Source organism: Celeribacter baekdonensis, from assembly GCF_003047105.1.
Taxonomy (GTDB): domain Bacteria; phylum Pseudomonadota; class Alphaproteobacteria; order Rhodobacterales; family Rhodobacteraceae; genus Celeribacter; species Celeribacter baekdonensis_B.
This window is the reverse complement of record NZ_CP028474.1, coordinates 48039-73002: the sequence shown is the minus strand read 5'-3', so window position 1 is coordinate 73002 and position 24964 is coordinate 48039. Positions and strand designations below refer to the sequence as shown.

The 24964-nt window shown below is 58.2% G+C and carries 28 protein-coding genes and 4 pseudogenes; 19 read left to right on the top strand and 13 right to left on the bottom strand.

What is annotated here, in order from left to right; genetic code table 11:
• Position 1 precedes the first annotated feature (1 nt).
• From DA792_RS02950 to DA792_RS02930, 5 genes are read right to left on the bottom strand one after another with little or no spacing between them, the layout of a single operon-like run.
• Positions 2-562, bottom strand: coding sequence for a DsbE family thiol:disulfide interchange protein (locus DA792_RS02950; RefSeq protein ID WP_107718031.1), 561 nt, complete (start codon positions 560-562; stop codon positions 2-4).
• Between the two features lie 3 nt (positions 563-565).
• Positions 566-2566, bottom strand: a complete 2001-nt coding sequence (locus DA792_RS02945) for a heme lyase CcmF/NrfE family subunit (RefSeq protein ID WP_009573618.1) — start codon at positions 2564-2566, stop codon at positions 566-568.
• 47 nt (positions 2567-2613) lie between these two features.
• The gene (locus DA792_RS22395; protein ID WP_193217634.1) at positions 2614-2913 is read right to left on the bottom strand and encodes an SHOCT domain-containing protein; all 300 of its coding nucleotides are present in this window, start codon (positions 2911-2913) and stop codon (positions 2614-2616) included.
• Positions 2914-2935: 22 nt separating this feature from the next.
• Positions 2936-4321 carry an ATP-binding protein gene (locus DA792_RS02935; protein ID WP_009573616.1) on the bottom strand — a complete coding sequence of 462 codons (1386 nt, stop codon included), beginning with the start codon at positions 4319-4321 and terminating at the stop codon, positions 2936-2938.
• On the bottom strand, positions 4318-5040 hold the full coding sequence (locus tag DA792_RS02930; protein WP_009573615.1) for a response regulator: 723 nt from the start codon (positions 5038-5040) through the stop codon (positions 4318-4320). The genes DA792_RS02935 and DA792_RS02930 overlap by 4 nt, the downstream gene beginning before the upstream one ends.
• Here DA792_RS02930 and DA792_RS02925 point away from each other — a divergent pair.
• The 7 genes from DA792_RS02925 (at position 5002) to DA792_RS02900 (ending at position 10258) form a co-directional block, all read left to right on the top strand.
• Positions 5002-5832: an EF-hand domain-containing protein gene (locus DA792_RS02925; protein ID WP_107718029.1), complete on the top strand. Its 831-nt coding sequence runs from the start codon at positions 5002-5004 to the stop codon at positions 5830-5832. The two genes, DA792_RS02930 and DA792_RS02925, sit on opposite strands and share 39 nt — an antisense overlap.
• 89 nt (positions 5833-5921) lie before the next feature.
• On the top strand, positions 5922-6308 hold the full coding sequence (locus DA792_RS02920) for a DUF302 domain-containing protein (RefSeq protein ID WP_009573613.1): 387 nt from the start codon (positions 5922-5924) through the stop codon (positions 6306-6308).
• Between the two features lie 21 nt (positions 6309-6329).
• On the top strand, positions 6330-6791 hold the full coding sequence (locus DA792_RS02915) for a rhodanese-like domain-containing protein (protein ID WP_009573612.1): 462 nt from the start codon (positions 6330-6332) through the stop codon (positions 6789-6791).
• A gap of 15 nt (positions 6792-6806) precedes the next feature.
• Positions 6807-7763 (top strand): multicopper oxidase domain-containing protein, encoded by a 957-nt coding sequence (locus DA792_RS02910; protein ID WP_254679237.1) that lies wholly within the window; start codon positions 6807-6809, stop codon positions 7761-7763.
• A gap of 140 nt (positions 7764-7903) precedes the next feature.
• The gene (locus DA792_RS22675) at positions 7904-8254 is read left to right on the top strand and encodes a multicopper oxidase domain-containing protein (protein ID WP_254679236.1); all 351 of its coding nucleotides are present in this window, start codon (positions 7904-7906) and stop codon (positions 8252-8254) included.
• Positions 8251-8943: a TVP38/TMEM64 family protein gene (locus tag DA792_RS02905; protein ID WP_009573610.1), complete on the top strand. Its 693-nt coding sequence runs from the start codon at positions 8251-8253 to the stop codon at positions 8941-8943. Before DA792_RS22675 ends, DA792_RS02905 begins: the two co-directional genes overlap by 4 nt.
• Positions 8936-10258, top strand: coding sequence for an APC family permease (locus DA792_RS02900; RefSeq protein WP_009573609.1), 1323 nt, complete (start codon positions 8936-8938; stop codon positions 10256-10258). Before DA792_RS02905 ends, DA792_RS02900 begins: the two co-directional genes overlap by 8 nt.
• Positions 10259-10466: 208 nt before the next feature.
• Here DA792_RS02900 and DA792_RS02895 read toward each other — a convergent pair whose 3' ends face one another.
• The gene (locus DA792_RS02895; protein WP_009573608.1) at positions 10467-10787 is read right to left on the bottom strand and encodes a type II toxin-antitoxin system RelE/ParE family toxin; all 321 of its coding nucleotides are present in this window, start codon (positions 10785-10787) and stop codon (positions 10467-10469) included.
• Between the two features lie 5 nt (positions 10788-10792).
• A complete protein-coding gene (locus DA792_RS02890; protein WP_009573607.1) occupies positions 10793-11035 on the bottom strand; it encodes a type II toxin-antitoxin system ParD family antitoxin in 243 nt (80 codons plus the stop codon).
• A gap of 530 nt (positions 11036-11565) precedes the next feature.
• Between DA792_RS02890 and DA792_RS02885 the strand changes: the two genes are divergently transcribed.
• Together DA792_RS02885 and DA792_RS02880 are read left to right on the top strand one after the other, a co-directional pair.
• Positions 11566-12162 (top strand): hypothetical protein, encoded by a 597-nt coding sequence (locus DA792_RS02885; protein ID WP_439099360.1) that lies wholly within the window; start codon positions 11566-11568, stop codon positions 12160-12162.
• A gap of 236 nt (positions 12163-12398) precedes the next feature.
• Entirely contained in the window at positions 12399-13241 is an 843-nt protein-coding gene (locus DA792_RS02880; protein ID WP_107718027.1) for a hypothetical protein, read from the top strand.
• A gap of 269 nt (positions 13242-13510) precedes the next feature.
• On the opposite strand, the gene DA792_RS02875 is transcribed toward DA792_RS02880, so the two are convergent.
• The 5 genes and pseudogenes from DA792_RS02875 to DA792_RS02855 all read right to left on the bottom strand — a co-directional run bounded on the left by DA792_RS02875 (position 13511) and on the right by DA792_RS02855 (position 16760).
• Positions 13511-13873: an STAS/SEC14 domain-containing protein gene (locus tag DA792_RS02875; RefSeq protein WP_009573604.1), complete on the bottom strand. Its 363-nt coding sequence runs from the start codon at positions 13871-13873 to the stop codon at positions 13511-13513.
• Positions 13845-14809 (bottom strand): annotated as a pseudogene (locus tag DA792_RS02870) (cation diffusion facilitator family transporter). The gene DA792_RS02875 and the pseudogene DA792_RS02870 overlap by 29 nt, the downstream one beginning before the upstream one ends.
• Positions 14799-15554: a transglutaminase-like domain-containing protein gene (locus tag DA792_RS02865; RefSeq protein WP_107718025.1), complete on the bottom strand. Its 756-nt coding sequence runs from the start codon at positions 15552-15554 to the stop codon at positions 14799-14801. The pseudogene DA792_RS02870 and the gene DA792_RS02865 overlap by 11 nt, the downstream one beginning before the upstream one ends.
• A gap of 95 nt (positions 15555-15649) precedes the next feature.
• Positions 15650-16228: a cation transporter gene (locus DA792_RS02860; RefSeq protein ID WP_107718023.1), complete on the bottom strand. Its 579-nt coding sequence runs from the start codon at positions 16226-16228 to the stop codon at positions 15650-15652.
• A 103-nt stretch (positions 16229-16331) separates the two neighbouring features.
• Positions 16332-16760: a MerR family transcriptional regulator gene (locus tag DA792_RS02855; protein WP_013959865.1), complete on the bottom strand. Its 429-nt coding sequence runs from the start codon at positions 16758-16760 to the stop codon at positions 16332-16334.
• 207 nt (positions 16761-16967) lie between these two features.
• On the opposite strand from DA792_RS02855, the gene DA792_RS02850 reads away from it, so the two are divergent.
• From DA792_RS02850 to lnt, 10 genes and pseudogenes are all read left to right on the top strand, one after another.
• Entirely contained in the window at positions 16968-17534 is a 567-nt protein-coding gene (locus DA792_RS02850) for an SCO family protein (protein ID WP_107718042.1), read from the top strand.
• Between the two features lie 5 nt (positions 17535-17539).
• Positions 17540-17962 (top strand): disulfide bond formation protein B, encoded by a 423-nt coding sequence (locus DA792_RS02845; RefSeq protein WP_107718021.1) that lies wholly within the window; start codon positions 17540-17542, stop codon positions 17960-17962.
• A complete protein-coding gene (locus tag DA792_RS02840) occupies positions 17959-18618 on the top strand; it encodes a DsbA family protein (protein ID WP_107718019.1) in 660 nt (219 codons plus the stop codon). The genes DA792_RS02845 and DA792_RS02840 overlap by 4 nt, the downstream gene beginning before the upstream one ends.
• 23 nt (positions 18619-18641) lie before the next feature.
• Positions 18642-19108, top strand: a pseudogene (locus DA792_RS02835) (copper chaperone PCu(A)C).
• Positions 19108-19734: an SCO family protein gene (locus tag DA792_RS02830; RefSeq protein ID WP_009573595.1), complete on the top strand. Its 627-nt coding sequence runs from the start codon at positions 19108-19110 to the stop codon at positions 19732-19734. Before DA792_RS02835 ends, DA792_RS02830 begins: the two are co-directional and overlap by 1 nt.
• A pseudogene (locus DA792_RS02825) lies at positions 19731-21103 on the top strand (M23 family metallopeptidase). Before DA792_RS02830 ends, DA792_RS02825 begins: the two are co-directional and overlap by 4 nt.
• A gap of 3 nt (positions 21104-21106) precedes the next feature.
• Positions 21107-21562, top strand: coding sequence for a DUF411 domain-containing protein (locus DA792_RS02820; RefSeq protein WP_009573593.1), 456 nt, complete (start codon positions 21107-21109; stop codon positions 21560-21562).
• Between the two features lie 12 nt (positions 21563-21574).
• The gene (locus DA792_RS02815; RefSeq protein ID WP_009573592.1) at positions 21575-22357 is read left to right on the top strand and encodes a ZIP family metal transporter; all 783 of its coding nucleotides are present in this window, start codon (positions 21575-21577) and stop codon (positions 22355-22357) included.
• 28 nt (positions 22358-22385) lie between these two features.
• Positions 22386-22844, top strand: a complete 459-nt coding sequence (lspA, locus tag DA792_RS02810) for a signal peptidase II (RefSeq protein ID WP_009573591.1) — start codon at positions 22386-22388, stop codon at positions 22842-22844.
• The gene (gene lnt / locus DA792_RS02805) at positions 22811-24388 is read left to right on the top strand and encodes an apolipoprotein N-acyltransferase (protein ID WP_009573590.1); all 1578 of its coding nucleotides are present in this window, start codon (positions 22811-22813) and stop codon (positions 24386-24388) included. Before lspA ends, lnt begins: the two co-directional genes overlap by 34 nt.
• Positions 24389-24397: 9 nt before the next feature.
• Here lnt and DA792_RS02800 read toward each other — a convergent pair.
• Positions 24398-24910: pseudogene (locus DA792_RS02800) on the bottom strand (L,D-transpeptidase family protein).
• Positions 24911-24964: the final 54 nt, after the last annotated feature.

Here is a 24964-nt window from a genome sequence, read left to right as displayed (position 1 = left end):
GTCAGCTCCTCTCCTCTAACACACCCGCTTGTCGGAGAGCCTGGCGAAAGGTTGATACAGCCTCTTCACCGACGATCGGGCCGACGTATCGGTAGAGCACCGTTCCATCGCCTCCGACAATGAATGTCTCGGGCACACCCGAAATCCCCCACTCGATCCCGGCACGACCTGACAGATCCAAGCCAATACGTTCGTACGGGTTCCCGAGATTTTGAAGCCAATTGACCGCGTCTACCGGTTGATCCTTGTAGTTGATCCCGAACAAACGCACGCCATCGCGCTCAACCAAAGCGCTCAGAACCGCGTGTTCGGCACGACAGGGAACGCACCAGGAAGCGAACACATTAACGACGACTGGCGTTGGGTTTCCGAGCAGGTTTTCCCGAGACAGTCCCTGTACATCAAGACCCGGCACCGGCCCGAGAATGAACGAGGGAGCTGGCTGAGAAATGAGAACCGAAGGAATCTCGCTTGGGTCACGATTGGGATTCAGGCCCCACAAGAAAAATCCGCCGACAATCACTGCCAGTACCAAGGGAATAATCGCTACAGATCGTTTCATTGCTCACTCCGCTGCGACCGGTTTCGTGGATCGTGCCTTGGAGCTTTGGGGTGCCCCGACCCGGAAGCGGCGATCGGACAAGGACAGACTGCCGCCTATGACAAGCATGGCCGCACCCAACCAAAGCAAGCCGACGAATGGCTCATAGAGAATACGCAGAGTCCAGGCACCGCTCTCTTCGGCTTTGTCCAGAGAGGGTTCCGTGATCGAAGCGTATAGGTCTCCCGCCAGGGTTGACCGTATCGCCGATTCTGTTGTCGTACTTTGTGCGACCGGATAGCTGCGCCGTTCAGGTTTGAGAGCCGTCACGAAAGAGCCGCCCCTTTCGACGCGCAGGGTTCCCTGATCCGCAATATAGTTCGGGCCACGAACGCGCTGCACACCTTCAAATGTGACATCAAATCCCGCAATGTTGACACTCGTGCCGGGCTCTACAAATGCGATCTCTTCAGATTTCCAAACCGAAGAGCCAATCATGCCGATCATCAAGACCGCAACTCCCGCATGAGCGAGCGTCATTCCATGCGCCGCGCGGGGCAAATTGCGGGCACGCCGGATGCTTTCCTGGAGCGGAACCTCGAACAAACGAACCCGCAGCGCCCATTCACGTAAGGAAGCAAAAAACAACCAAAGCGCGATGAGGATCGAAAGATATGCCAACACGGGCCCGCCTTTGGCGAAATACCAAATTGCGAGCGTTGCCAGCACCGCCAGCACCACCACGAAGCGGACACGTTGAAGCACTCCGACGAGATCGGCTCGTTTCCAGGACAAAAACGGCCCCAGACCCATGACAAAAACCAAGGGGAGCATCATTGGTACGAACGCGCCATTGAAGAACGGCGGACCGACGGAAATCTTGTCACCAGAAACGGCTTCGAGAAACAGCGGATAAAGCGTACCGAACAGAACCGTGCCAGTCGCTGTAGCCAGGATCAGGTTGTTTAGCAACAACCCTGCCTCTCGACTAATCGGCTTAAACAACCCGCCACCTTCCATCATTGGCGCCCGCCACGCATAGAGTGCAAGTGAGCCACCAATTGAAATCGCAAGCAGGCCAAGAATGTATAGGCCTCGCTCCGGATCCACGGCAAAAGCATGCACAGAGGTCAGCAAGCCAGACCGAACCACAAATGTGCCGAGGAGTGACAGCGAAAACGTCAAGATCGCGAGTAGGATTGTCCAGCTTTTGAACGCGTCACGCTTTTCAGTGACAATCGCCGAATGGAGAAGTGCTGTCCCGAGAAGCCAGGGCATAAAACTGACATTTTCAACCGGGTCCCAGAACCACCATCCACCCCAACCCAGTTCGTAATATGCCCACCACGATCCCAGAGCTATCCCCGCAGTCAGGCTGATCCACGCGGCCAGTGTCCAGGGTCGAACCCATCTTGCCCAGGCTGTGTCGATCCGTCCCTCGATCAAGGCTGCGGCTGCAAACGAAAAGACGATCGAGAAACCGACATATCCAAAATACAGCAGAGGCGGGTGCATCGCGAGGCCGATATCCTGGAGCAGAGGATTGAGGTCAGCGCCATCAAGCGGCGGAGGAAAGACGCGCTCGAACGGATTGGATGTGAAGAGAAGGAAGGACAGGAACCCGACGCTGATCCATGCCTGCATTGCCAAAGTTCGCGCTCGAAGTGTTTCCGGTAGGTTTGAGCCGAAAGCAGCAACCGCAGCACCGAAGATGGTCAGAATGAAGACCCAGAGAAGCAACGATCCTTCATGACTTCCCCAAGTCGCCGCGACTTTGAAGATCATTGGTTTCAGCGAATGCGAATTGTTCGCAACGTTCAAAACAGTGAAATCAGAGACAACAAAAGCGCGCATCAAGGCTGCAAAGGCAAGTCCGACGAAGACGACCTGCCCAAAAGCAGTCGACCGGGCCGAACGCATCCAGAGAAGATTGCCCCGGGCCGCGCCGAAAAGAGGAATAGTCGATTGGACGAGGGCCAACGCCAATGCGAGGGCCAGCACAAAATGGCCGAGTTCCGGGGTCATAGGAGCCTCACGATCTTTAGCAGTGGGGTCGACTGGTGATCACTTTCTCAGTCGTCTAGAGCGGCTTTGCGCTTGCGATACTCGTCTTCATCAATCTCACCGCGCGCGAAGCGATCCCTGAGAATGTCATGCGCGCTCGACCCGGAGGCACGGCCCTTTTCGCTGAACCAGCGAACGGCGAAGAATATCAGCGCAATAATCACGCCCCAGAACACGATCATCATCAGCCCTCCCAGCATTCCAAATCCACCGCCCCACATGTGGCCGTAATAATCTCCGCCGGGGTCCGCCATGGCGGTCGTCGCGAACAGTGTGAATGCTGCGGTTGTGTTGGTAAGTCTAAGCATGTCGGTTTCCTTTTCTGTCATTTCATGTTTCAGCAACTGGCAATCGAATTGTCGCGATAAGCCCCCCGTCCGGGTGGTTCGCCAGACTGATCTCCCCACCCTGCGCACGAAGAATGGACCTTGCGATCGACAGGCCCAGCCCATGCCCGCCGGTTTCCAGAGATCGGCTTTCTTCAAGCCTGAAGAATGGGTCAAATATGCGTTCCAATTCTGCGGTTGGAATCCCCGGCCCTCTGTCAGTGACGGAAATTTCTATTTCCCCCTCGGCTGATATCCAGCCCAGGGTTGCGGACCCGCCGTAGCGCACCGCGTTCTCGATCACGTTTCGCAATGCGCGTCGAATGGCATTGGGGCGCAATCGAACCGTGACTTCGGGGCCGTCAGAGAGCACAAACGGTACGACCATATCCCCCCGCAGAGCTTCTAGGAACGATTGCAGGTCAACATCCTGCATTGGTTCGTTCCCTGAGAGACCTTTCGCGAAGGTAAGGGTTGCTTCCACCATCGACTGCATTTCTTCGACGGTTGCGACGAGACTCTCTCGGGTTTCGTCTTCCTCTACCATTTCTGAATGTACTCTCATTGCGGTGAGCGGAGATCGAAGATCATGTCCAAGGGCCGCCAGAACCCTCGTTCTGTCGGCAACGAACCGTGTCAGCCTGTCCTGCATACGGTTGAAACCAGCGGTCAGCTCCCGAACCTCCTGGGGTCCCCGTTCTGGCAACGCGTCTATGTCTTCTCCACGCCCCAATCGTTCCGACGCCCAGGCCAATCGCCGCAGAGGGCCCAGCAGTCCGGTCATGACAAACCAGCTCACTGCGACCAACAGGGCCATTGCCGTCAGACCAAATGTCAGCATGGAATAAAGCGGCCACTGGATCGGCGGACGCTCAAAGCGCGTACTTACGTTCAACCACTGGCCGCCGGCGATCGAAATTGAAAGGTTCATCTCGATTGCGGACAGTTCACCTCGCATCATGGCCAAGTGCATCTCGGTCATTTCGTGCGAAAGGTTCGGTAGCGGCAGGATCGCGCCTTGGATCTGGTGAAGCTCCACACGAATGTCGCGACTGTAGCTGTCGTTCAGGAGTGCGCGGACGCGGGTTTCAACCAACCCGCCATCCGAATGGTCGCTATGTTGCACAAGCGGCTTCGTCCCGAGGTCAAAGCGAACAAGGGGCGAGTTCGCCGCGCGGATAATTGATGGGCGCAGGTCAGCGGGTGCCTCTTCAATCAAGCGCGCAACATTTGCCGCTCGTCCAGCTGCCTCAAACCCAAGAGCAGCCCGTATGGCGAGGCTTCGTTCATCGGCGAAGAGCCACAGGCTGACAAACTGTGCGATCCCCAACGCGATAATGATGAGAAGAACGAGTTGGACCCGGAGAGATCGTAGGAGCCGCCAGATCATTCGGACACCTCGACGTCGACCGACAGGCAGTAGCCGCCGCTTCTGATCGTCTTGATAATACGTGGACGGAGAATGTCGGGCTCGAGCTTTCGCCGAAGGCGCGAAATCTGGTTGTCAATTTTCCTGTCCAACGGACCAGCGGAAATGCCCTGAGAAAGATCTAGCAACTGATCGCGGCTCAACACCATCCGAGGGCGCTCCAGAAGGACCGTCAGCAGTTTGAATTCTGCGACCGTAAGAGCGGTCTCTTGTCCCGCGTCGTCGAGAAGCACCTGCCGGTCTACATCCAAGGTAAGGTGTGCAAAGCGGACTTTGCGGCCGCTCAGAGATCCGGTGAAGGCCTCTTTGTGCTCGCTTCTTCGCAGGACGGCTTTGATCCTCGCAAGGAGTTCGCGTGGATTAAACGGCTTGGGAAGATAATCGTCCGCACCGATCTCCAAACCGACAATACGGTCCGCATCTTCACCGAGCGCGGTTAACATGATGATCGGCAGTCGCCCTTCGCTTGACAGACGTTGGCAAACGGAAAGGCCATCCTCGCCAGGCATCATGATATCCAGGACCAGTAGGTCGAAGCTTCCGACAGCCAGCTTCGCGTCCATCTCCGCCGCATCCTTGGCAGCGGTTGCTCGCATGCCATTCTTTTCCAGATAGCGGGTTACACTTTTCCGGATCTGTTCATGGTCATCCACGACGAGAATATGTGGCGCGTGTTGCATGGGGCCCTTCTAAAGCATTGGAAATCAGACGGTCAGGTTCCTTTTTGTCGCCAATTGTATCAGCCCCTGTCCATTGCGACAGACGGATACAAATCCACGGGTGTACGTCCTTACATTCAAATGTTTGATGCCAAGTTGTATGAGGTCAAAAGAAGGAAAGGCTTCAAAATGTCCTACTCAACAAAAGTTTCTACCGGTCTTCTGGTTGCCGTTCTCACAGCAGGTGCTGCGCTCGCCGATGACAGCCATCACCAAGCTGCGGGCGCTGAAAGCGTCTCTCCCAATGTACTTGCTCAACCGATGGCAGGGACGGGCGGGCCCGGAATGATGATGGGTGGCGGCATGATGGATCCCAGTCAGATGGCCGAGCATCTTCAGATGATGCACGGCATGATGCGCATGATGATGCAAATGCATTCGGGCATGATGAGCGGAAACGGCAGCATGATGGGACCAAGCACAACCGGTCAAGGTATGTTCCCGATGATGGGGGGCAACATGATGTCAATGTTCGATATGGATGGAAACGGCGCGGTGTCTCCCGAAGAGGCGCATGAGGGCCTTCAGTCGATGCTGTCGGACTATGACGCCGACGGTAATGGCACGCTCTCGATTGACGAATTCGCGTCGCTTCACGCCAAGGCGATGCGCGAGACCATGGTCGATCGTTTCCAGATGCTTGATGCTGATGGCGACGGCCAGATTTCTCAAGGCGAAATGGTCGCCCCTGCCGACAACATGGCACAGGGTATGGCCGCAAATCCCGGAATGATGACGGACGAAGACAACTGAACCCCGTCGTTCAGAAATTCCCCATTCAGGTAAGCCCGTCAACGGTTCGGTGCTTTGGGTTTGCCTGAACAAGATCGAGAGGGCTCAAAATGAGTTATACCTACAACAGACATCTGCCCAATACGGCGATTGATGATGCGGAGATGCGCCTGCGCGAAGCCCTGAAAGAAAAGGGATTTGGTGTACTGACCGAAATCGACGTACAGGCAACAATGAAGAAAAAGATTGACCGCGACATGGATGGATACCGCATTCTGGGTGCGTGCAACCCTCATATGGCATGGGAGGCCATTGGGCTGGAGCCCCGTATAGGATCGATGCTGCCTTGCAATGTGATCTTGCGGACGGTCGAAAACGGCACTGAAATCAGCGCTGTTGATCCAGTGGCTTCGATGGCCGCTGTCGAGAATGAGAAGCTGCACGAAGTCGCCGCGCAGGTGCGCGATATGCTGCGATCTGCGGTTGATAATGCATAAACTAAACTGAGGAGGCAGACCATGCTGAGCCGCCGTCAAACTTTTGGCCTGTTCGCATCGAGCACCTTGCTTGCCTATTCGCCAGCTTGGGCTGACAACCATGACGTATGGGCGCTCGATACTCTCCATGATGCGCTGAAAAGCGATTTGGCAAGGCTTGTGGACATCCGCAGACCCGAGGAATGGCAAGATACCGGCGTCGCGGAGGGGGCGTGGCCAATCGACATGACCCATCCGCGGTTCGGGGAGCGCCTCTTCGACGCCCGCGATCTTGCTGCGGGACGCCCGGTCGCCCTGATTTGTCGGACCGGCCATCGCTCAGGTCTCGTAATGAGCAAGTTGCGTGAAGCGAAAGCTGCCGGCTTTGTTGACGCCGTAGGCGGGATGCTTGGCGCCCCGGGGAGATCCGGCTGGATCGAGCAAGGTCTGCCGACAGTAACAAGAGAAGCCGCACTGGCCGCCCTCCCAAGTGAGCTAGCGTGAGACACAAGCTATACCATGACAAATCGTAGAGCCTTCATCGCCGGCTTGGCTGGCCTGCCGTTCGCCACAGGTCCGCTGGCGGCCATCGCACAGGGGAGTGTCAGGGCGTTGGCTATGCCACCATTGCTCGACGCAACCCGCGATCGGCATTTCCGTCTGACTGCCCAAAAGGGCAAGACCGATTTTACAGGACTGGGCGGCGGTGAGACCTGGGGGTTCAACCAATCCTTTTTGGGGCCTACGCTACGTCTTCCCGCAGGAGCTTCGACGCAAGCACAGATCGACAATACGCTGTCAGAGAAAATCTCGGTGCACTGGCACGGTATGCTGATACCCGGCGAAGTTGACGGCGGCCCACACCAGACCATTGAACCGGGCACGACTTGGTTTCCCGAACTGGATCTGACACAACCACCCGCTACTCTTTGGTACCACTCGCACGTTCATGGTGACACCGGACGACAAGTTCAAAGGGGATTGGCCGGTGTGATCCACGTTGATGACGGTCGGGACGATGCTCGGGGTCTCCCGATCTCATACGGCGTCGATGATTTGACCTTGGTTCTGCAAGACCGCCGGTTCGACCGGCAGGGCCGCATCGATTATGGCCTGTCTATGCCAGATCAGATGATGGGTTTCATGGGCAATGTCATTCTTGTTAACGGTCAGCTAGGCACCCAGGCTGTCGTCCCTCGCGGTATTGTCCGTTTGCGCTTGCTCAACGGCTCGAACGCGAGGATTTATCCCCTATCGTTTTCTGACCGTCGCGAGATGCACCTCATCGCGACGGACAGTGGCTATCTCAATCAACCTGTCGCCATTGAGTCCCTCGTGATCGCTCCCGGCGAACGATACGAAGTCCTCGTCGATTTTTCGGGAGGAGAGGCTGGCACGCTGGTATCCTCTGCAAATCCCAATCAGATGATGGGTGGGATGATGGGCGGCGCGAGCACTGCTGGGGGAGCTTCGTAGTTGTACCCTTTGGTGTGGATGCGAGACTTCCTGCCCGCATTCTGGAAATACCCGCCGACTTGGGCGGCGTCCTGCCTGACGGTGAGGCCCGATCAGTCAATACACGTCAGATCACACTCGATATGCCAATGGGGATGGGCATGATGATGCGTAGGTCGAATGATCGGTTTGCGATCAATGGGCAGTCCTTCGACATGGGGAGGATAGACTTGTCTCTTTCGAAGGGGGCGACCGAGATTTGGCAAGTCTCCTCAAACATGATGATGCACCCGTTTCATGTTCATGGCGTGAGGTTTCAGGTGCTCGCCGAAAACGGAAAGAAACCAAGCATACAAAATTCTGGCTGGAAGGATACCGTGCTCGTAAATGGCCGAGTCGATATCCTGGTCAGCTTTGAGCAGACGGCAGATCGCGCCAATCCCTTCATGTATCACTGTCACATCCTTGAACACGAAGATGGAGGAATGATGGCGCAGTTCACGGTCACATGATCGTGCAAGCATGGGGATATGGTCGCCTGATTGGTTGTTTGGCGATAGCAACAGTTCTGTCTCTTGCAGCTTTCGGTTTTTTTTCGGGCACGGTTTCTCTGAGCAATCTTGGGGTCGCCTTTTCACAGGCTGAAGTGCAGCGCCATATTGAAAATGCCGGAGCCGTTGGCCCCCTCGCGGTTATTGCACTCATGGCCCTCGCGATTGTCGCAAGCCCCATACCGAGCGCACCAATCGCACTTGCCGCCGGGGCTGCATTTGGTCACTATCTCGGAGCCGCCTACGTAGCCATAGGCTCGGAGCTCGGTGCTACAATCGCATTTGTCTTCGCGCGAAAACTCGGTCGAAGCACAGTTCGGCGTTTTTTGGGTAAGTATTCAGAGTTCGGGCTGTTGGGGTCGCAAAAGGCTCTGATGTTATCAGTGTTTGCGTCCCGCCTGCTTCCATTCGTTTCTTTCGATGCAATCAGCTATGTTGCGGGCTTGAGCCAACTTCATCTATGGCGCTTCATGCTGGCAACTTTTGCCGGGATTTTGCCGGCGAGTTTTGTTCTTGCCCATTTTGGAGCTGTGGCCATGTCAGGGGATTGGGGAACGGCTGAATGGATCACGATAGGACTTGGGGTTGTGACAGCACTGCCTTTTGTCTTTTTGACCCTCAAAAATAGAAAGCAGATCGACGATGAATAGCGACTATAAAGCGGGCAGCATTTCTCTTTGGGATGCCGTCGCCATGGGGACTGGTGTCATGATTGGCGCCGGAATTCTGGCACTCACAGGCCAAATTGCGGAACTGGCCGGCCCTACCTTTCCACTTGTGTTCATCGTTGGAGCCATCGTTACAGCCTTCAGCGCTTACACTTACATAAGAATGTCCAATGCCTACCCGTCAGCTGGCGGAATTGGAATGATCCTGCAAAAGGCCTATGGACCAACCGCCGTAGCCGCTGCAGCGGCTTTGCTTATGGCTCTGTCAATGGTCATTAACGAAAGCCTAGTCGCACGGACCTTCGCAAACTATTTGCTCCGTGGACTGGGCATTGCACCAGATGGCTTACTGGTTCCGGCAATAGGCGTTGCTCTCATTATCGCAGCCTATGTCGTCAACATCTCGGGCAACCGCTCTGTAGGCTGGATTTCCCAGTTGCTCGCGGTACTGAAGGTTGGCGGTATCACTCTGTTTGGGATCTCTGCGCTTTGGGCCGGCGGGTTTACTTTTGGCACAACAGGAGATGGAACAGCTTCACAGGGTCTCAGCGGATTTGTTGGTGCCACAGCGTTGGCAATTCTGGCATTCAAAGGGTTCACGACAATCACCAACAGCGGCGCCGAGATAGTGGACCCACACCGCAACATCGGACGCGCGATCATCATTTCATTGGCGGTCTGCGTAGTGGTGTATCTCTTGGTAGCATTTGCGGTGGGAAGCAGCTTGCCGCTTGGCAAGATCGTCGAAGCAAAAGACTATGCGCTCGCGGAAGCGGCAGCACCGTCCCTTGGGGAAACGGGCTTCTATCTGACCGTCGCGCTCGCTTTGATCGCAACTGCATCAGGCGTGATTGCCAGCATCTTTGCGGTATCTCGTATGTTGGCAATGCTGACAGAGATGAAATTGATCCCGCACAGTCATTTTGGGATGTCAGGCGGAGTCCGCGACCATACACTGATCTACACAGTAGTGATTGCGAGCCTGCTGACCATTCTCTTCGACGTTAGCCGAATAGCGTCGATGGGGGCCTTCTTTTACCTTGTAATGGATATGGTTATTCACTGGGGAGTGTACCGAAACCTTAGGGCCGAGCTTTCTGCGCATGGATGGATCATGTTGACTGCAATCGGTCTCGACGCGATCGTGCTTGCCGTATTCGCTTCACTAAAGTGGCAGAGCGATCCAATGATTGTAGTGGTCGCATTCGCGATCATGGCTTGTGTATTGATCTTTGAGCATTGGTTTCTTCAGCGCACAAAAACCGAGCCACATCAACATGATCACAATGGGCATTGAGTGCTCGCGTGATGACCAGGTATCGAAGCAGTAATTCTTAGCGCTTCCAACATTCAAATTGGTCGGGTTTGAGCGATTTTGAGACCCACTTTGCCGATGTGTAGGACTACTTTCGTTGCCTCGATGGCGGGCGCCAACGCGCGTTTCACGAGGTCAGTGAAGACTATGGAAGACTGGTCGAGCCATTGAAATGAGGAAACGCAAGGGCTTAACCGCCGTCGAGATCCTCGTAGTAGACGAGCGCGGGCATGTTGCGGCGCTGATGCACGATGCGCAGGATGACTGCCGCCCCATCCGCCGCATCTAGCCGCTTGTAGAAGATCACGTGACGTTGGCAGTTGACGGACCGCAACCCCGGAACGAAGAGACTCCTGTCCCGACCCCGGTCGGGATCCCCGGTGATCTGCTCGAAGGCGTTGACCAACTGGCGGTAATAGACGAGCCATTGGTCCCTACCCCAAGTTTCGACGGTGTAGGCACGGATCTCTTCAAGGTCGGCCCTGGCCCGACCGGAAAGTCGAATAATCATATGGGTCAGCGATCAAATGCATCCGGTTCGAAGGCATGAGCATCGAACTCGGCGAAATCCCCATTTTCGGCCAGGGAGGCTGCTTCCTCTAGGTCGGCCTTGAGGGCATAGAACTGCCGGGCGCCATCCTTCTCCATCAGCATCCTTACGCCGGCGCGCACGACTTCGCTCAGATTGGCGTAGGCGCCGGACTCGATCTGCGCCTGCACATATTTCTGCATCGGTTCGGTCAGGTGGACGTTTGGCATCAGACTCTCCTATCCATGCTCAATCGTATCAGATACTGACATAGATATTCAAGCTCATGCTCGATCCCAACTTGGGCCCCAAATCGGCTCGCTGGCTGCTCCCGCCCTTCTGCTCCCGGATTCCATGCGGAGAGCCGGGCCGGGCAGTTTCCCGATACAGCCCTTCCCGAGGCCAGGAGCGCTGCGCCACGCGGTTTGGAGGGCTCATTCGATCTGTCCTTCCGTGACCACTTTCGCGGCCACATTGGAACACCCAATTTCCCCTTTGTAACAGACGTTTGTTTAGCAGCTAACATGAAAGGGGTCCGCAATTTTGGCCACTTTCAAGACGCAGAAGCAGCCAGAACCGGCGTCAGATCTTGGAAGCGGTCAAGCGACACAAGCGAACAGTCGCAAGCAACCATCAATCAAATCTCCTTGCTATCATTAATGTTGTTTCGTATCGCTGCACCATTATAGATGGAGTCGGCATCATGAAGCACGTGATCCACGGCGTGGCAACAGCCACGGCAATAAGCATATCCGGACTAATGGCCTCGTCAGCTCCGGCTCAGGCCTATCAGGTGGATTGTGCGATCCTCCTCTGCCTTGCGGGCGGTTGGCCTGACTCTGCGCCCTGCGCGCATGCCAGAGCGGTCTTCATTCGGCGGATCACGCCATGGCCGATCGAGCCGCCCTTACAAATCTGGCGGTGTCCGATGGGTGTGTCGTTCAACGATCCCAGTCCGATGTCGCCTATGGAACGCCTTTATGACATCACGTTCCGCGATCCGCCCGAACCGCAGGAATCGTCTCCGATCCCCCTTGTTCGCGTCCAAGCAGATGAGCAAGCCGACATCGACATCTCAGGCGACGCCTTTGATTTCGTGCGTAGCATTCGCGTTTATCACATCCAGTACCGCCAGCATGAAAACCGAGATGGCGACTGCAATCGCAGCGACTCGACACGATTGGGGTCCTACGGCGTGCAGGGCGATTACCGATGGACAAGGTCCAACGTGGGCCAAGTGCCGACCGCATCCGGACTGAGCATCCCGAACGGATGCGGCAGCTACTTCTACCGTTCCGTCTTCGTCGACTGGCGCGATCACGCCGGGAACTATGGCTCTGAAGAGGTTCGCTACTGACAAAATCTGCGCGCGGTTCTGCTGCGCGCGTCCTCACAACCCTGCACGGAAGGCTGTGCAAAACCCCCAAAAAGGAGACGACGCCAGACCGTGAAGCCTGACGCCGTGCTAGAAAACTCCGTGAACAAGAGTTTCCTAGCGCACCGCTAAAACACCTGCAACCAGCAAAGTTGTTTTGCTGGCAAGAATGTTGTTGTCTCACGACATGGCGTCGGATCTCCAAGGAGACCTCGACCATGGAACCTACGACCGGCTTGATCCTGCGGCGGATTACGCAGACAAATCTCTCTGTTGCAGCGCACAAGCTTGCCACCCTCATCCTCGACGCCATCGCCTGGAAGGATGGCTACAACGGTTTGTCGCGGGGAACGGCAGCCTTCACCCTCTCGGCCCTGGCAGAGAAGATGGGTGTCTCACGGCAGTATCTTGCGGTTCTTCTGAACGAACTTGAGGCTTCGGAGTTGCAGCTCGAGCGGGCGAAGCCGAATGGCAAGTTCGCGCCCTGGATCTTTCGGTTTTCCGCTTTCGACGAGGAGAGTGAAACCCATGATCTCGTGTCAGGTGAAGGCGACACATCACTATCTAGAGATAGTAATAACAAAACTCTCTTCTCAGGGCTGATCGATATCACCGCGAGTTCGAGCGTTTTCCAGACCAGTTGGGCAGAGCTCATCAAAGCGGCGAAGGCCACGTTGCCCTGCTGGAACATCGACACCCAGGTCATCTGGGATCGCTTCCTCGCCTTCAACCGGTCCAGAGGCAATGGCAGGGTGCCGGCCGGCTTCCTGCTTGGCTTCATGCGCCGATGGCGAAATTCGTCGGGAACTCCAACTCGTCCCGCGGTCAAGCCGCCCGCGAGACCAATAACGGACCCCAAAGAGCGCGAATTGCTGAGACAGATGCAAGCCGCACCAACTTCGAACCGCCAGTTCCACGCGTCCGACTTGTGTCGCTTGATCGGACACACTGCCTACGAAGCGCGTGTACTCGATGTGATCCACGAGTTTGGGTGCCAGAGGTTTTCAGCGACGTTGGCGGTGCACGGACGAGCGGTGCTGGCAGGGGAGATATCCAGGTAGATTCACCTGCCAAGCTTTGGATCCGGGAAGGCTCTGCCCCGCGTACAGAAAATCGGCAGATAATGAAGTTTATGTTAAATTTCGAAGAATTCAGCGCGTAGGGACTTATTTTGCAGCCTAAAGTCGACATCAAACTTCATCGGATTGTTTCATCCGAGCAGACAAATGTTGCTGACTACATTTAGATCGTTCCGATCCTCCATTAATCGTGAAGCATCTGATGTGATGTCAATTTCCAGGCCAGAATCCTTTTCTTGCAGAATCGCTGGCTACCCGTCACGCGCCCACGCAATTGCGGACTCGGTATCGCTTGATTCGAACCACTGCATCTCGGAGCCCGTCAGTAGGTTGACCACCCGTGCGCCCCATTCCATCCATCTGCGTTCTCCGACAACCGCTATGCGACCGAAATCGTTCACGTGGGCGGTGTCGACCTTCAGATCTTCCAGCATCGCCGAAGGCTCTTCGTAGCCCTCGAAACTTGTAAGGTCGAGAACCAGACCCGGATTATCGGTTGTTCCAAGACGCTCATGAAGCAGCGCGTGCATTTGCTTGAATTCTGTCTCCGTCAACTTGCCTTCGCAGACGAGCCCGATGACATCATCACGCTCGGTCAGCGTTTCCTTGAACATTGGTCTTCTCCTTTTCACTTGCGTTGCCGTGACCGTAGAGATCGGCGTTCTGATGAGCGCGATCCTCGTGCTCGAATTCGAGGCTGGAATGGCTGATGCCGAATTCTTTCTTCAGCCGCTCCTTGATCGCGCTCTTGATCTCTTCGATCTTCGACCATCCTTCGGCTGCCACGACGACATGACAGTCGAGCGCAGCCTCGTGCTCTTGCATTTGCCAGAGATGGACGTGGTGGACGTCGGCGACGCCTTCGACTTTCCGCATCGCTTCGACGACGGCCTCGTTGTCGATGTCCGGCGGGCTCCCGAGCATCAGGGTTCGGATTGGGCCGCCTATTTCAGTGAAAGACAGATACAGGATGTAGATCGCGATGCCGATGGTGATGGCAGGATCGACCCAAAGCATGTCGTAAAGGATGATCAGCGACCCAGCGACGATAACCGCGACCGAAGCAAGCGCATCCGAAAGGTTGTGGAGAAAAAGCGCACGGATGTTCACGCTCCCCTTCTGCATCGAATAGGTCAGCATTGCGGTCAGCGTGTCGACCACAAGCGCGATTCCACCGAGAATGACGACGGTCCACCCCATGACTTCGGGTGGATCAATCATGCGCATGCCACCTTCGTAGATCAGATAGAAGCCGATCACGATGAGGGTGGTGTAGTTGATCAGGGCCGCGACGATTTCGACCCGGCCATAGCCGAAGGTCATGCGCTCATCGGCCGGGCGGCGCGCGATCTTGCGTGCGGCAAAGGCAATGACAAGCGAGGCCATATCGGAAAAGTTGTGCAGCGCATCGGCGATCAGTGCCAAACTACCCGAGAATATGCCCCGACGATCTGCGCAACGGTAAGAAGCCCGTTCGCCCAGATCGCGATGGCAACCCGCCGATCGCCAGAATCCGGTTCGATATGCGCGTGCCCATGATCATGCGGCATTGGCAGGCTCCTCATGCGCGTGTGTCGCGCGTCGGTCAGTCTTGAGGCGGCCGCTGCGGAAACCACGTACGCGCGCATTCATCCAGTGGCGGGTGATATGACGGTAAAGGGTACCACGCAGCCACCCAAAGGATTGCTCATGGGACAAATAGAAGGCGTCCGGCGTATCGTACACGCCAAAATCTTGCACAATGCCGGTTCTCTGAATGTAGGTATCTTCTCCGTTCCAGGCGACGGGAGGCGCGCCAAGGCAATCCGTGCCCGCGCCATAACCGCAGAGACTTTCTGTGTCCGAGAATGACGTTTGCAGGACATCGAGGAAAGCGTCATCCAGGATGAAGCCTTCAAGGTTGATCCAGGCACCTTGAAATTCGATCTCGACCCATGAGTGGAGAATTTCCTGCGGAGCAAGCGGATACACCAGCTCAGGGACAACACCGCGCTGCAAGCCTTTGTGGATCGTAAACCCATGCAACCGGCAACGAATGCCGACACCACGCAGCAGCGCCATCAAGAGCGTGCCTTTGGTATTGCACTGCCCATAGCCGTCGGAAAGCACTTCGGATGCGGGGATGTCGTCAGCTCGATTGTATCCGAACGCGATTTCATTCCGAACGAAATCATAGGCAGCTCCGATCCGATCGTATTCGGATAAGCCGCGCCAGCTGCGGTTCTCAATTAGACGCGCAAGAGGCGCGGCATCAAAATCCAGTAGTTTGGTGGGTACAAGTAGGGGGTCGGTCATCTGCAACGGGTCGCTCCTCGAATCGTCTTGGAACAAGACTAATTGCTATAGTCACTATAGCTTCAATCCTTTCTTTCAGAATGAATCTCCCGCAACTATTTGTCCGTGTGAACCGCTTTGTGGTGTTCGCCGTGTGCGTCGCGCAGGATGTCGATACCGCCCCAGGCCGCGATCCCGGCGACGATCACACCGACGACAAGATCCGGCCAGTTGGTTCCTAGCCAAGCGACGAGGCCACCGGCCACGACGATCCCGAGGTTCGCGGCGAAATCGTTGTAACTGAAGGTGTTGGCCGCGCGGATATTGACGTTTGGATTTTTGAGCTTAGCGAGCAGCCAAACGCAGACTGCGTTGATAGCCGCCGCGATCAGGGCCATTGCAATCATGATCGTCTCGAGCGGATCTGACCCACCGATGTAGCGGCGCCACGCATCGTAGAGGATGCCTGCAGCGAACAGGATCAGCAGCCCGCCGGAAACGTTCGCCGCCCCGCGTTTCCATTTGGCGGATCGGGACAAAGCGAAAAGGCTGATCGCGTAGACGAAGCTGTCGGAGAGGTTATCGAGCCCGTTGGCGATCAGGGCACTTGAGTCGCCGAAGGCGCCTGTTGCGAAAAAGGCCACGGCCAAACCGATATTGAGCGCCAGAACGATCCAAAGCGTCCGTCTCTCCATTGAATCTTGTCTAGCGGCCATTTTGTGGTTCCAGCTTGTGTTGTACGACACATTAACTTCTGCGGCTGATCTGCGTTCCAGCCGGAATGTTGGCTGAATTCCTTCAGGCCCCGATTTCCTCGTGTTCGGTCAAGCATTCCGAATGGTCCCGCAACACCTCAAGCACCTTGCAATCTCCCGTCCGCCCGCCGCTGCATTCGTGAACCATGCGTTTCAGTTCCGTGCGCAGCGCCTTCAGGCGGGCCATGCGCTGCTCCACCTGTTTGAGCTGGCGACGCGCGATGGCATCAGCTTCATCACAGGGCCGATTGGGATGGTCGCTGAGGTCGAGCAGCTCGCGGATCGCATCGAGCGAGAAGCCGAGTTGCCGCGAGTGGCGGATGAAGGACAGTCGATCAAGCTGTGCATTGTCGTAGCGCCTCTGTCCGCCTTCGGTCCTGCCAGGTTCGGGCATGAGTCCGATCTGTTCGTAGTACCGGATGGTCTGCACTTTTGTGCCAGTCTTCTTTGACAGAGTACCGATCGTGAGCATTTTCGCCTCCATGAAAAAGATACAGTTTGTGTAGGTTTTGCCGTCGGAATAAACAAGTGTCGGATTCACAGACGCGTGAGTTCAAGCTATACCATGATTTCGTGCTTGAACCTCTAGCAGCTAGAGGATGTATCCGCACAGGCAATAAGAATCAAAATCAGGCGAACAGGATTGTCCCTTACATCGGCACAGAAGTTTCTTTGGGTTTTGGCAGGCGTGGCAGCGCTTGCCTTCGTATGGCTTTTGCTATGGTCCGATTATCGTGCCGATAGCGCCCGAACCGTCGCCGAACCGCCTTTTTTCGCTGAGTTCGAACTGACGGACCACCAGGGTATGGTTCGAACCGAGGAGGACTTTGCGGGGCGCTGGATGCTGGTTTTTTTCGGCTTTACCAACTGCCCCGACGTCTGCCCGACGACCCTATCCGAGGTCGCGGCGGTGATGGACGGTCTGGGCGACGATGCCGCCAAGGTCCAGCCGATTTTCATAACAATCGACCCTGAACGAGACACGCCCGCAGCACTCGCCGAATACGTCCCGCTGTTCGATGCGGGCATCATCGGGCTGACCGGCACGCCGGAACAGATCGCCGCCACATCCGAGACCTTTCCGATCTTCTTCGAACGCGTCGAAGAGGCTGCGGCGCCGGATGGTTACACGATGGGCCACACGTCGCATCTGTTCCTCTTCGATCCCGACGCGGGCTTCGCCGACTCGTGGCCCTACGGCACCTCCGCCGAAGAGATCCTCGCCGATCTGGAAGAGAGGATCTGACCGACATGATCCGTATGTCCGGAGAAACAGCCCTCGGGCTGGCGTGGATCATCGCGCTCGTCGCCTCGCTTGCCGTGCTTTTCATCGGCGAGGTGCTGGGGCAGACGCCCTGTGTGCTGTGCTGGTTCCAGCGCGCCTTCATGTTCCCCTTGGCCATTGTCCTCGGGCTCGGCCTTTGGTGGCGGGACGGCCGCGTGGGGCGCTACGGCATCGCATTGGCGCTTGGCGGCGGCGCAATCGCCCTGTGGCACATGGGGCTGTACGTCGGTCTTGTTGCCGAACGCGTCCAGCCCTGCACGGCCACCGGCCCCTCTTGCACCGATGACAACCAACTGGTCTTCGGCGTCCCTATCCCGCTGATGGCGCTCGCAGCCTTCGCGCTGATCGGGGCGCTGTCGGCCCTTTCATTGAAGGACACACGAACATGAATCGACGCGGCCTGATCCTGTCCGTTCTTGCCCTCGGCGCCGCCGGTTTCGGCGGAGCCACCTGGTTTGCAATCCGCCCCGGCCCAGTGGCCGAAGCGGAGCCCGTTGCTCCGGAACTTGCGGAGGCGATGATCCGCCCCTACTCGCCCATCCTCGGGCCTGCGGATGCGCCCGTCACGATCGTCGAATTCTTCGATCCGGCCTGCGAGGCCTGTCGCGCCTTTCATCCCATCGTGAAGGACATCATGGCCGAGCATGGGGAAGCTGTCCGCGTCGTGATCCGCTACACGCCCTTCCACGGCGCGGCATCCGAGGAAGCCATCCGCGTGCTCGAGGCGGCGCGCATGCAGGACGTTTACATGCCGGTGCTCGAGGCCGTTCTGCGGGAACAGCCGAGATGGGCGTCGCACGGTGCCCCGGAGCCCGGCCTGATCCTTCAGATCGCCGCCACGGCCGGGCTCGATGCCGAGGCCGCCCGCACGCAAATGCTGGCACCCGGTGTCGTGGCGATCCTTAACCAAGATCGTGCTGACGTCGAGGCCGTGGGAATTCGCCAGACGCCCACATTCTTTGTGAACGGCAAGCCGCTCGATCCATTCGGGGAGGCAGAGTTGCGTCGTCTGGTGGCCGCCGAAGTCGCTGCCGCGCAAAGCTGAATGGAAAGGGCAGGATCAGAACGATGAAAAAGTATATTTTGACTGGCACACTGGCCGCGCTTTTGACCCTAGGAGGGCTCTCAGTGCCCGCGCTGGCCGGACCCGAGGATGTTGTCGTCGAGAACGCGTGGTCCCGCGCCTCCATCGGGATGAACCGTCCCGGGGCCGCTTACATGACGATCCGCAACACTGGCGACGAGCCGGTGACGCTGATCGGCCTTACAACACCGCTCGCGATGATGCCCGAAATTCACGAGACGAAGACAAATGCCGAAGGTGTGAGTTCCATGAGCCCGGCGGGGGAGATCGCGATCGCCCCGGGCGAGAGCATCGCGCTCGAACCGGGGGCCTGCACGCAATGCTGATGCGGCTGCAAGAACCAATGACGGAAGGGGACACTTTTCCGCTGACACTGCTTTTCGACGACGGAGGCGAAGTGACGGTCGAGGTTCCGATCCTCGGCATCGCCGCGCGGGGGCCAGAGGACTGATGCAGCGACGGGCGATCCTGGGGTACGGCGCGGCTGGTGTCGGGGCGGTCGCCCTGATGCTCTTCGTCGGTTGGTGGCGGGTCGACGGACCCGGTGCACCCGCACCTGTCGGGCAGCGGCCTGTGACCCTTACCGAGATGGACTTCCGTCTGACGGATCATGAGGGCAACGCGGTCGGGCCGGAAACCCTGATCGGTCGCCCGACGATGGCGTTCTTCGGCTTCACCTACTGTCCCGATGTCTGCCCGACCACGCTTTCTGACATTTCGGGATGGCTCGACGATCTGGGAGACGAGGCCGACGAGATGAACGTGGTTTTCATCACGGTCGATCCCGAGCGCGACACTGTAGAAACGATGGCCGAATATGTCGGCTACTTCCATCCGGCGATCCGCGGCTGGACGGGACCGGAAGAGCAGATAGCGCGCGTCGCGGACGGCTTCCGCGCCACCTACGAGCGAGTACCGGCGGAGAGCGGCGATTACACGATGAACCACACCGCGAGCGTCTTCCTGTTCGCAGCCTCTGGGCGATTCGTCACCATGATCGACTATCACGAGCCCAAAGAATTCGCGGTGCCGAAGATCCGCCGCGCGCTGGAAGAAGAAATGGAGGGGGCGACATGAGGCTCAGAACTTTGGCGGCTTGTGTCGCAATTGCGGGGACGGTTTCGGGAGCGGCTATCGCCATCTCTGATTCCATGTCGAAAGAACCCGTGCCGCCGGAACTTGCCCAGGCAGGTAGCTGGATGCCCCAAGGTCCTGAAGCCCCCAGAACGTTGACATCCCCGTGACGCTGCCCGCGGCGGCATGGGCAGACGATGCACCCGACCTCAGCCCGCTGCCCCTTCTGCAGGCCGCGTTTGCCGACAGGCCGGTGCAAGCGATCGAGCCACCCCTGTCGACGTGGTCGCGCGACATTGCTCCGGGCGAAACGCTCGATTTCTTGCTGTCAGAGGCCGGTCTTGCGGCACCTGACAGAGCCGAAGTTGCCCTCGCGCTTGGCGCGGAATACGATCTGCGACGGCTGCGGCCGGGGCACTCGGTCACTGTTGCTTCGACCATGGACGGCAGCCCCCGCACCGTCTCAGTCGCCGTCGAGGACGGGGTTCGGATCGAGGTGGTTTTCGGCGAGCAGTTGTCCACACAGGTCGTGGCTCCGGATCCGGAGATCGTAACCCTTGCCGGCGAAGCCGTGATCGACAGCTCGATCTTCGCGGCACTCGACGAAGCCGGCATACCCGCCCGTTTTTCCGTGGACCTTGCGCAGATGCTGGGTGGGACCGTGGATTTCCGCCGCGAGATGGCCGGCGGCGAAACACTAAGGCTTCTCTGGCGTGAGGCGCGGGTCGGCGAGGACAGGATCGGACAGCCCGAACTCGCCTTCGCCGCACTGGACATCGGCGGTTCGCTCTACGAGATCGTATGGCCTGACGACGGCAGCGGTCAGGCGACGATCTACGTCGATGGCGAGGTGCTGCGCGTCTTCGCACAGCCGGTCGAGGGTGCGCGCCTCAGCTCGGTGTTCGGGCGCCGCACGCATCCGGTCTTTGGCAACGTCCGGATGCACACCGGCGTCGATTTTGCAGCGGCACGTGGGACACCGGTTCAATCGACGGCACCGGGGCGGGTTAGTTTCATTGGCTGGCGCGGTGGCTATGGCCGTGTGGTCGAAATCTCGCACGGCTCCGACACCATGACGCGCTACGCGCATCTGAGCGCCGTGCCGGAAGACCTGGCACAAGGCCAACGCGTTGCGGCGGGAGATGTGATCGGCCGCGTCGGCGCGACTGGCACGGCGACAGGTCCGAACCTGCACTACGAAGTCCTCGTGGATGGGCGCCCGACTGACCCCCTCACTGACGACCGGCTCGCCGAAGCAGCCGAGAGCGAAGCGGATGATACCGCCGCGCTCTCGCGTCTGGCCGAGGCGCGCGCGCTTCTGAATGAAAACCTCGGCAGCGAGATTGCCGAAACGACAACCGAAAGGCTCTGACCCATGAAACGCATGACCCAAGCTCTGGCAATCACCCTCGCCCTGTTACCAGCGGCCCAGGTTCTCGCAGAGGCAACGGCGATCGAGGTCCGCAAGACGAACGGTTGCGGCTGTTGCCTGTCTTGGATGAACCATCTCGAAGAGAACGGGTTTGTGCCGACCGGCCAGGACATGTTCGGCGGGCTTCTCGTGCGCTTCAAGCTAGACAACGGCGTGCCGCAGCGCATGGTCTCCTGCCACACCGCGCTCATTGACGGCTACGTGATCGAGGGCCATGTACCGGCCGCTGACATCCGCCGCCTTCTCGAGGAGCGCCCGGACGCCGTCGGCCTCGCTGTTCCGGGGATGCCCTATGGCTCGCCCGGCATGGGGCCAGAAGACGACCGCGAGGCCTATGATGTCTTCCTCATCCGCAAGGACGGGTCGACGGAAGTCTTTTCGAGCTACGCCGAAGGATAATCTGGCCCGCCCATGGAAAATCTGTCTCCGATAATGCTTGGCTTTCTCGGAAGTCTCGCCGCCGGTTCGCTCACGGCAGTCGGAGCAGTTCCCGTGCTGTTTGGGCGCATCCCGTCCCGGGCCACGCGCGATCTGTCGCTCGGCTTCGCCGCCGGTGTCATGCTGTCAGCCTCGTTCTTTTCGCTGATCATCCCGGCATTGAATGCGGCAGAGCCAATGTTCGAGAACGGCGCGATGCCTGCGGCCATCGTGTGCGTCTCGATCCTTCTGGGAATGGGGGCTGTCGCCCTGATGAACGAAAAGCTGCCGCACGAGCACTTCAAGACAGGACGCGAAGGGCCCGAAGCGGCGTCTTTGCGGCGGGTCTGGCTGTTCATCATCGCAATCACGATCCACAACTTCCCCGAAGGCCTTGCGGTTGGGGTCGGCTTCGGATCCGGAGGTATGGAGGGCGGTCTGCCTCTTGCTGTCGGAATCGGGCTTCAGAATGCGCCCGAAGGATTGGCCGTCGCTGTATCTCTGCTGGGCGAGGGATATCCGAAGCTGCGCGCCTGGGGCATCGCGGCGCTGACGGGCATGGTCGAGCCGATTGGCGGCCTGCTCGGGGCCGGGATCATCACACTGTCGGAACCGCTGCTTCCATGGGGTCTGGCCTTTGCCGCGGGCGCAATGCTCTACGTTATCAGCCACGAAATCATCCCCGAAACCCATCGCAGCGGCCATCAGAACAGGGCGACGCTCGGTCTCGCAGTCGGGCTCGTTCTAATGCTGTTCCTTGATGTCTGGTTGGGATGAGGCAATGTCACTAAACAAGGTATCTCCGATGATCGGCGTCTTCGCAGCACTTGCTGCGTTCGCGATCGATCAGATCACCAAAGCCATTGTCGTTGCGAATGCCGTCACTTTAAGCGCCGGGATTCCTGTGTTTCCGGGATTCAACCTCGTCTTTTATCGTAATGACGGCGTGACTTTCGGGATGTTGGGCGGCGCGCCGTGGTGGAGCCTCATCGCTCTCGCTCTTGCCATCTGTGTTTGGCTAGGGGTTATGCTGTTTCGCGCCGAAAATGCGGTCGAAACACTTGCCTATGGCGCGATCATTGGCGGAGCCCTGGGCAATGTCATCGATCGTGTGCGGTATCGGGCTGTAACAGACTTTCTCGATTTCTACATTGGCACAACACATTGGCCTGCCTTCAACTTGGCCGATGTATTTGTCGTCAGTGGCGTGGGGCTCTTGCTCGCCGCGCCATGGATCAGCGCGCGGCGTTCGATCAAGTCGTGAAGCCGGAAATTCTGAACCGCATCGCTCTGCGCCACCGTTTTCTTTCGCGGGTGACGCTTGGTTTCGTCGCCGGGGCGCTGACCGTTCTGACTTTCCCGCCTTTCTCGATTCTCCTACTCGTTCCCGTTGCCTATTCCGCGTTGTTTGTCGGTCTTCGCGGTCTCTCCTTCGGGCGTGCTTTTCTCGTCGGCTGGGCGTTCGGACTCGGCCAGTTCGGTTTCGGGATTTCATGGATCGCGGAGAGTTTCTACGTCGAGGCCGAGCGGTTTGGGGCGATGGCGATCCCGGCCGTCGCGGGATTGTCCGCAGGTCTCGCGATTTTCCCAGCCATTGCCGCTGTGCTCTTCGCCGAAATCGCGCGGCGCGGAGCCCTGGGCAATCTCCTGGCCTGCCTCCTGTTCGCGACCTTCTGGACCGTGGCCGAGTGGTTGCGAGGTCACGTTCTGACAGGTTTTCCGTGGATCCTCGCCAGCTACGCTCTGGTCGATTACGCCGCGTTGCGCCAGCCCGCCGCCTGGGTCGGAAGCTATGGACTAAGCTTTCTCACCGTGTTCGTCGCGGCACTTCCCGTCGCGGCTGTCATGGCGTCCGGGCGGCAACGACTGACCATCTCGCTCATGGCGCTGGCCGGCATCGCGACGATGTGGGCCGTCGGCACACTTCGCCTCCAGTCGGATACAGAACAGCCACCCGGTGTGGAGCTGCGCATCGTCCAGGGCAACGTTCCCCAAGAGGAGAAATGGGCGCCCGAGAACCGCGAGGCAACCTTCGCGCGTTATCTTGAGCTTTCAACCCGGCGCGGCGATTTCGACGTTCTTCTCTGGCCGGAAACCGCCTTTCCGGGTTTCCTCGATGAGGATACGGAGGCACGGGCCCGCATTGCCGCAGCGCTACCAGACGGCAGAGTGCTGCTTACCGGTGTGCCGGACCGTGTACCGAGCGAGGATGGCACCCGATATTTCAACACGGTCCAGGCATTTGACGAGACCGGCGAGATCCTGACCGGATACGCGAAACACCATCTCGTGCCCTTCGGCGAATATGTGCCATTCCGCGGCTGGTTGCCCATCGAGCGGCTCACGGCGGGTCTGGGCGATTTTACGCCCGGACCGGGCCCGAGAACGCTTGCGCTTCCGGGTGTGCCGCTGGTCGCCGTGGCGATCTGCTATGAGATCATCTTCCCAGGGCATGTGGTCGACGACCTGTTCCGGCCGGACTGGATTTTCAACGCGACAAACGATGCCTGGTTTGGCACCAGCATCGGACCCGAGCAGCATCTGGCTTCCGCACGTATGCGCGCCGTAGAGGAAGGCCTTCCAGTCATCCGAGCCGCGAATACGGGCATCTCTGCGGTCATCGACGCGAGCGGAGAGATCGTTGCGCGGCTCGATACCGGCGAAACGGGCATCATCGACGCTAGCCTGCCCTCCGCGCGACCGCCGACACTCTACGCGAGCTTCGGGGACTGGATGCTGTTGGCGCTCATCTTGGCTTCGTGGAGCTGGGCAATGGCGCCAATGCGACGGCTCACTACCGCCGCATGAGAAAGACCGTCATGCAAAGATGTGGATAGGTGTCCCGTCCTTCACCATTGCATAGATGTCCTCGATCTCCCGATCCGTGACCGCGATGCAGCCAGCTGTCCAGTCGCGGACATTTGTCGGGTCGATGCCGGGGCGTGGGCCACCATGGATGAAGATGTCGCCGCCGGGGGAAAGGCCCTGCGCTTCGGCAAAGGCGATGTCGGCCTCGTTCGGATAAGAGATGCCAATCGAAAGATGGTAGGTGCTGTTGGGGTTTCGCCTGTCGATTGTGTAAACTCCTTCCGGAGTCCGGCCATCCCCTTCGAATTGTTTGTGACCCTCAGGAGCGAAACCCAGCCCGACCGGATAGGTTTGCAAGACGCGATCGGCTCCGTCGAGAACAAGCAAGCGCTGTCCCTTTTAAAGCCGAACACGGGTGACTTCGGGTCCGTCATAGCTGCGGAACTTGCTGGCACACCCGGACAGAAACGCTACCAACCCGCCCAACAGGACGGCGCGGCGGGGAAATCGGATGGTCTTCACTGCTCGATGCCTCTTTGGTGAGGTCTGATATGGACATCACGTTACCTTGCAAAT

Coding starts and splice junctions, on each gene's coding strand:
- DA792_RS02860 (WP_107718023.1), bottom strand. CDS start 16,228: ATGGAGAGACGGACGCTTTGGATCGTTCTGGCGCTCAATATCGGTTTG.
- DA792_RS02815 (WP_009573592.1), top strand. CDS start 21,575: ATGGAAAATCTGTCTCCGATAATGCTTGGCTTTCTCGGAAGTCTCGCC.
- DA792_RS02880 (WP_107718027.1), top strand. CDS start 12,399: ATGGAACCTACGACCGGCTTGATCCTGCGGCGGATTACGCAGACAAAT.
- DA792_RS02885 (WP_439099360.1), top strand. CDS start 11,566: ATGGCCTCGTCAGCTCCGGCTCAGGCCTATCAGGTGGATTGTGCGATC.
- DA792_RS02945 (WP_009573618.1), bottom strand. CDS start 2,566: ATGACCCCGGAACTCGGCCATTTTGTGCTGGCCCTCGCATTGGCGTTG.
- DA792_RS02895 (WP_009573608.1), bottom strand. CDS start 10,787: ATGATTATTCGACTTTCCGGTCGGGCCAGGGCCGACCTTGAAGAGATC.
- lnt (WP_009573590.1), top strand. CDS start 22,811: ATGGATCAGCGCGCGGCGTTCGATCAAGTCGTGAAGCCGGAAATTCTG.
- DA792_RS02930 (WP_009573615.1), bottom strand. CDS start 5,040: ATGCAACACGCGCCACATATTCTCGTCGTGGATGACCATGAACAGATC.
- DA792_RS02875 (WP_009573604.1), bottom strand. CDS start 13,873: ATGTTCAAGGAAACGCTGACCGAGCGTGATGATGTCATCGGGCTCGTC.
- DA792_RS02900 (WP_009573609.1), top strand. CDS start 8,936: ATGAATAGCGACTATAAAGCGGGCAGCATTTCTCTTTGGGATGCCGTC.
- DA792_RS02830 (WP_009573595.1), top strand. CDS start 19,108: ATGCAGCGACGGGCGATCCTGGGGTACGGCGCGGCTGGTGTCGGGGCG.
- DA792_RS02910 (WP_254679237.1), top strand. CDS start 6,807: ATGACAAATCGTAGAGCCTTCATCGCCGGCTTGGCTGGCCTGCCGTTC.
- DA792_RS02950 (WP_107718031.1), bottom strand. CDS start 562: ATGAAACGATCTGTAGCGATTATTCCCTTGGTACTGGCAGTGATTGTC.
- DA792_RS02865 (WP_107718025.1), bottom strand. CDS start 15,554: ATGACCGACCCCCTACTTGTACCCACCAAACTACTGGATTTTGATGCC.
- DA792_RS02915 (WP_009573612.1), top strand. CDS start 6,330: ATGCTGAGCCGCCGTCAAACTTTTGGCCTGTTCGCATCGAGCACCTTG.
- DA792_RS02840 (WP_107718019.1), top strand. CDS start 17,959: ATGAATCGACGCGGCCTGATCCTGTCCGTTCTTGCCCTCGGCGCCGCC.
- DA792_RS02920 (WP_009573613.1), top strand. CDS start 5,922: ATGAGTTATACCTACAACAGACATCTGCCCAATACGGCGATTGATGAT.
- DA792_RS02935 (WP_009573616.1), bottom strand. CDS start 4,321: ATGATCTGGCGGCTCCTACGATCTCTCCGGGTCCAACTCGTTCTTCTC.
- DA792_RS02855 (WP_013959865.1), bottom strand. CDS start 16,760: ATGCTCACGATCGGTACTCTGTCAAAGAAGACTGGCACAAAAGTGCAG.
- DA792_RS02890 (WP_009573607.1), bottom strand. CDS start 11,035: ATGCCAAACGTCCACCTGACCGAACCGATGCAGAAATATGTGCAGGCG.
- DA792_RS22395 (WP_193217634.1), bottom strand. CDS start 2,913: ATGCTTAGACTTACCAACACAACCGCAGCATTCACACTGTTCGCGACG.
- lspA (WP_009573591.1), top strand. CDS start 22,386: ATGATCGGCGTCTTCGCAGCACTTGCTGCGTTCGCGATCGATCAGATC.
- DA792_RS22675 (WP_254679236.1), top strand. CDS start 7,904: ATGATGATGCGTAGGTCGAATGATCGGTTTGCGATCAATGGGCAGTCC.
- DA792_RS02905 (WP_009573610.1), top strand. CDS start 8,251: ATGATCGTGCAAGCATGGGGATATGGTCGCCTGATTGGTTGTTTGGCG.
- DA792_RS02845 (WP_107718021.1), top strand. CDS start 17,540: ATGATCCGTATGTCCGGAGAAACAGCCCTCGGGCTGGCGTGGATCATC.
- DA792_RS02925 (WP_107718029.1), top strand. CDS start 5,002: ATGGTCATCCACGACGAGAATATGTGGCGCGTGTTGCATGGGGCCCTT.
- DA792_RS02820 (WP_009573593.1), top strand. CDS start 21,107: ATGAAACGCATGACCCAAGCTCTGGCAATCACCCTCGCCCTGTTACCA.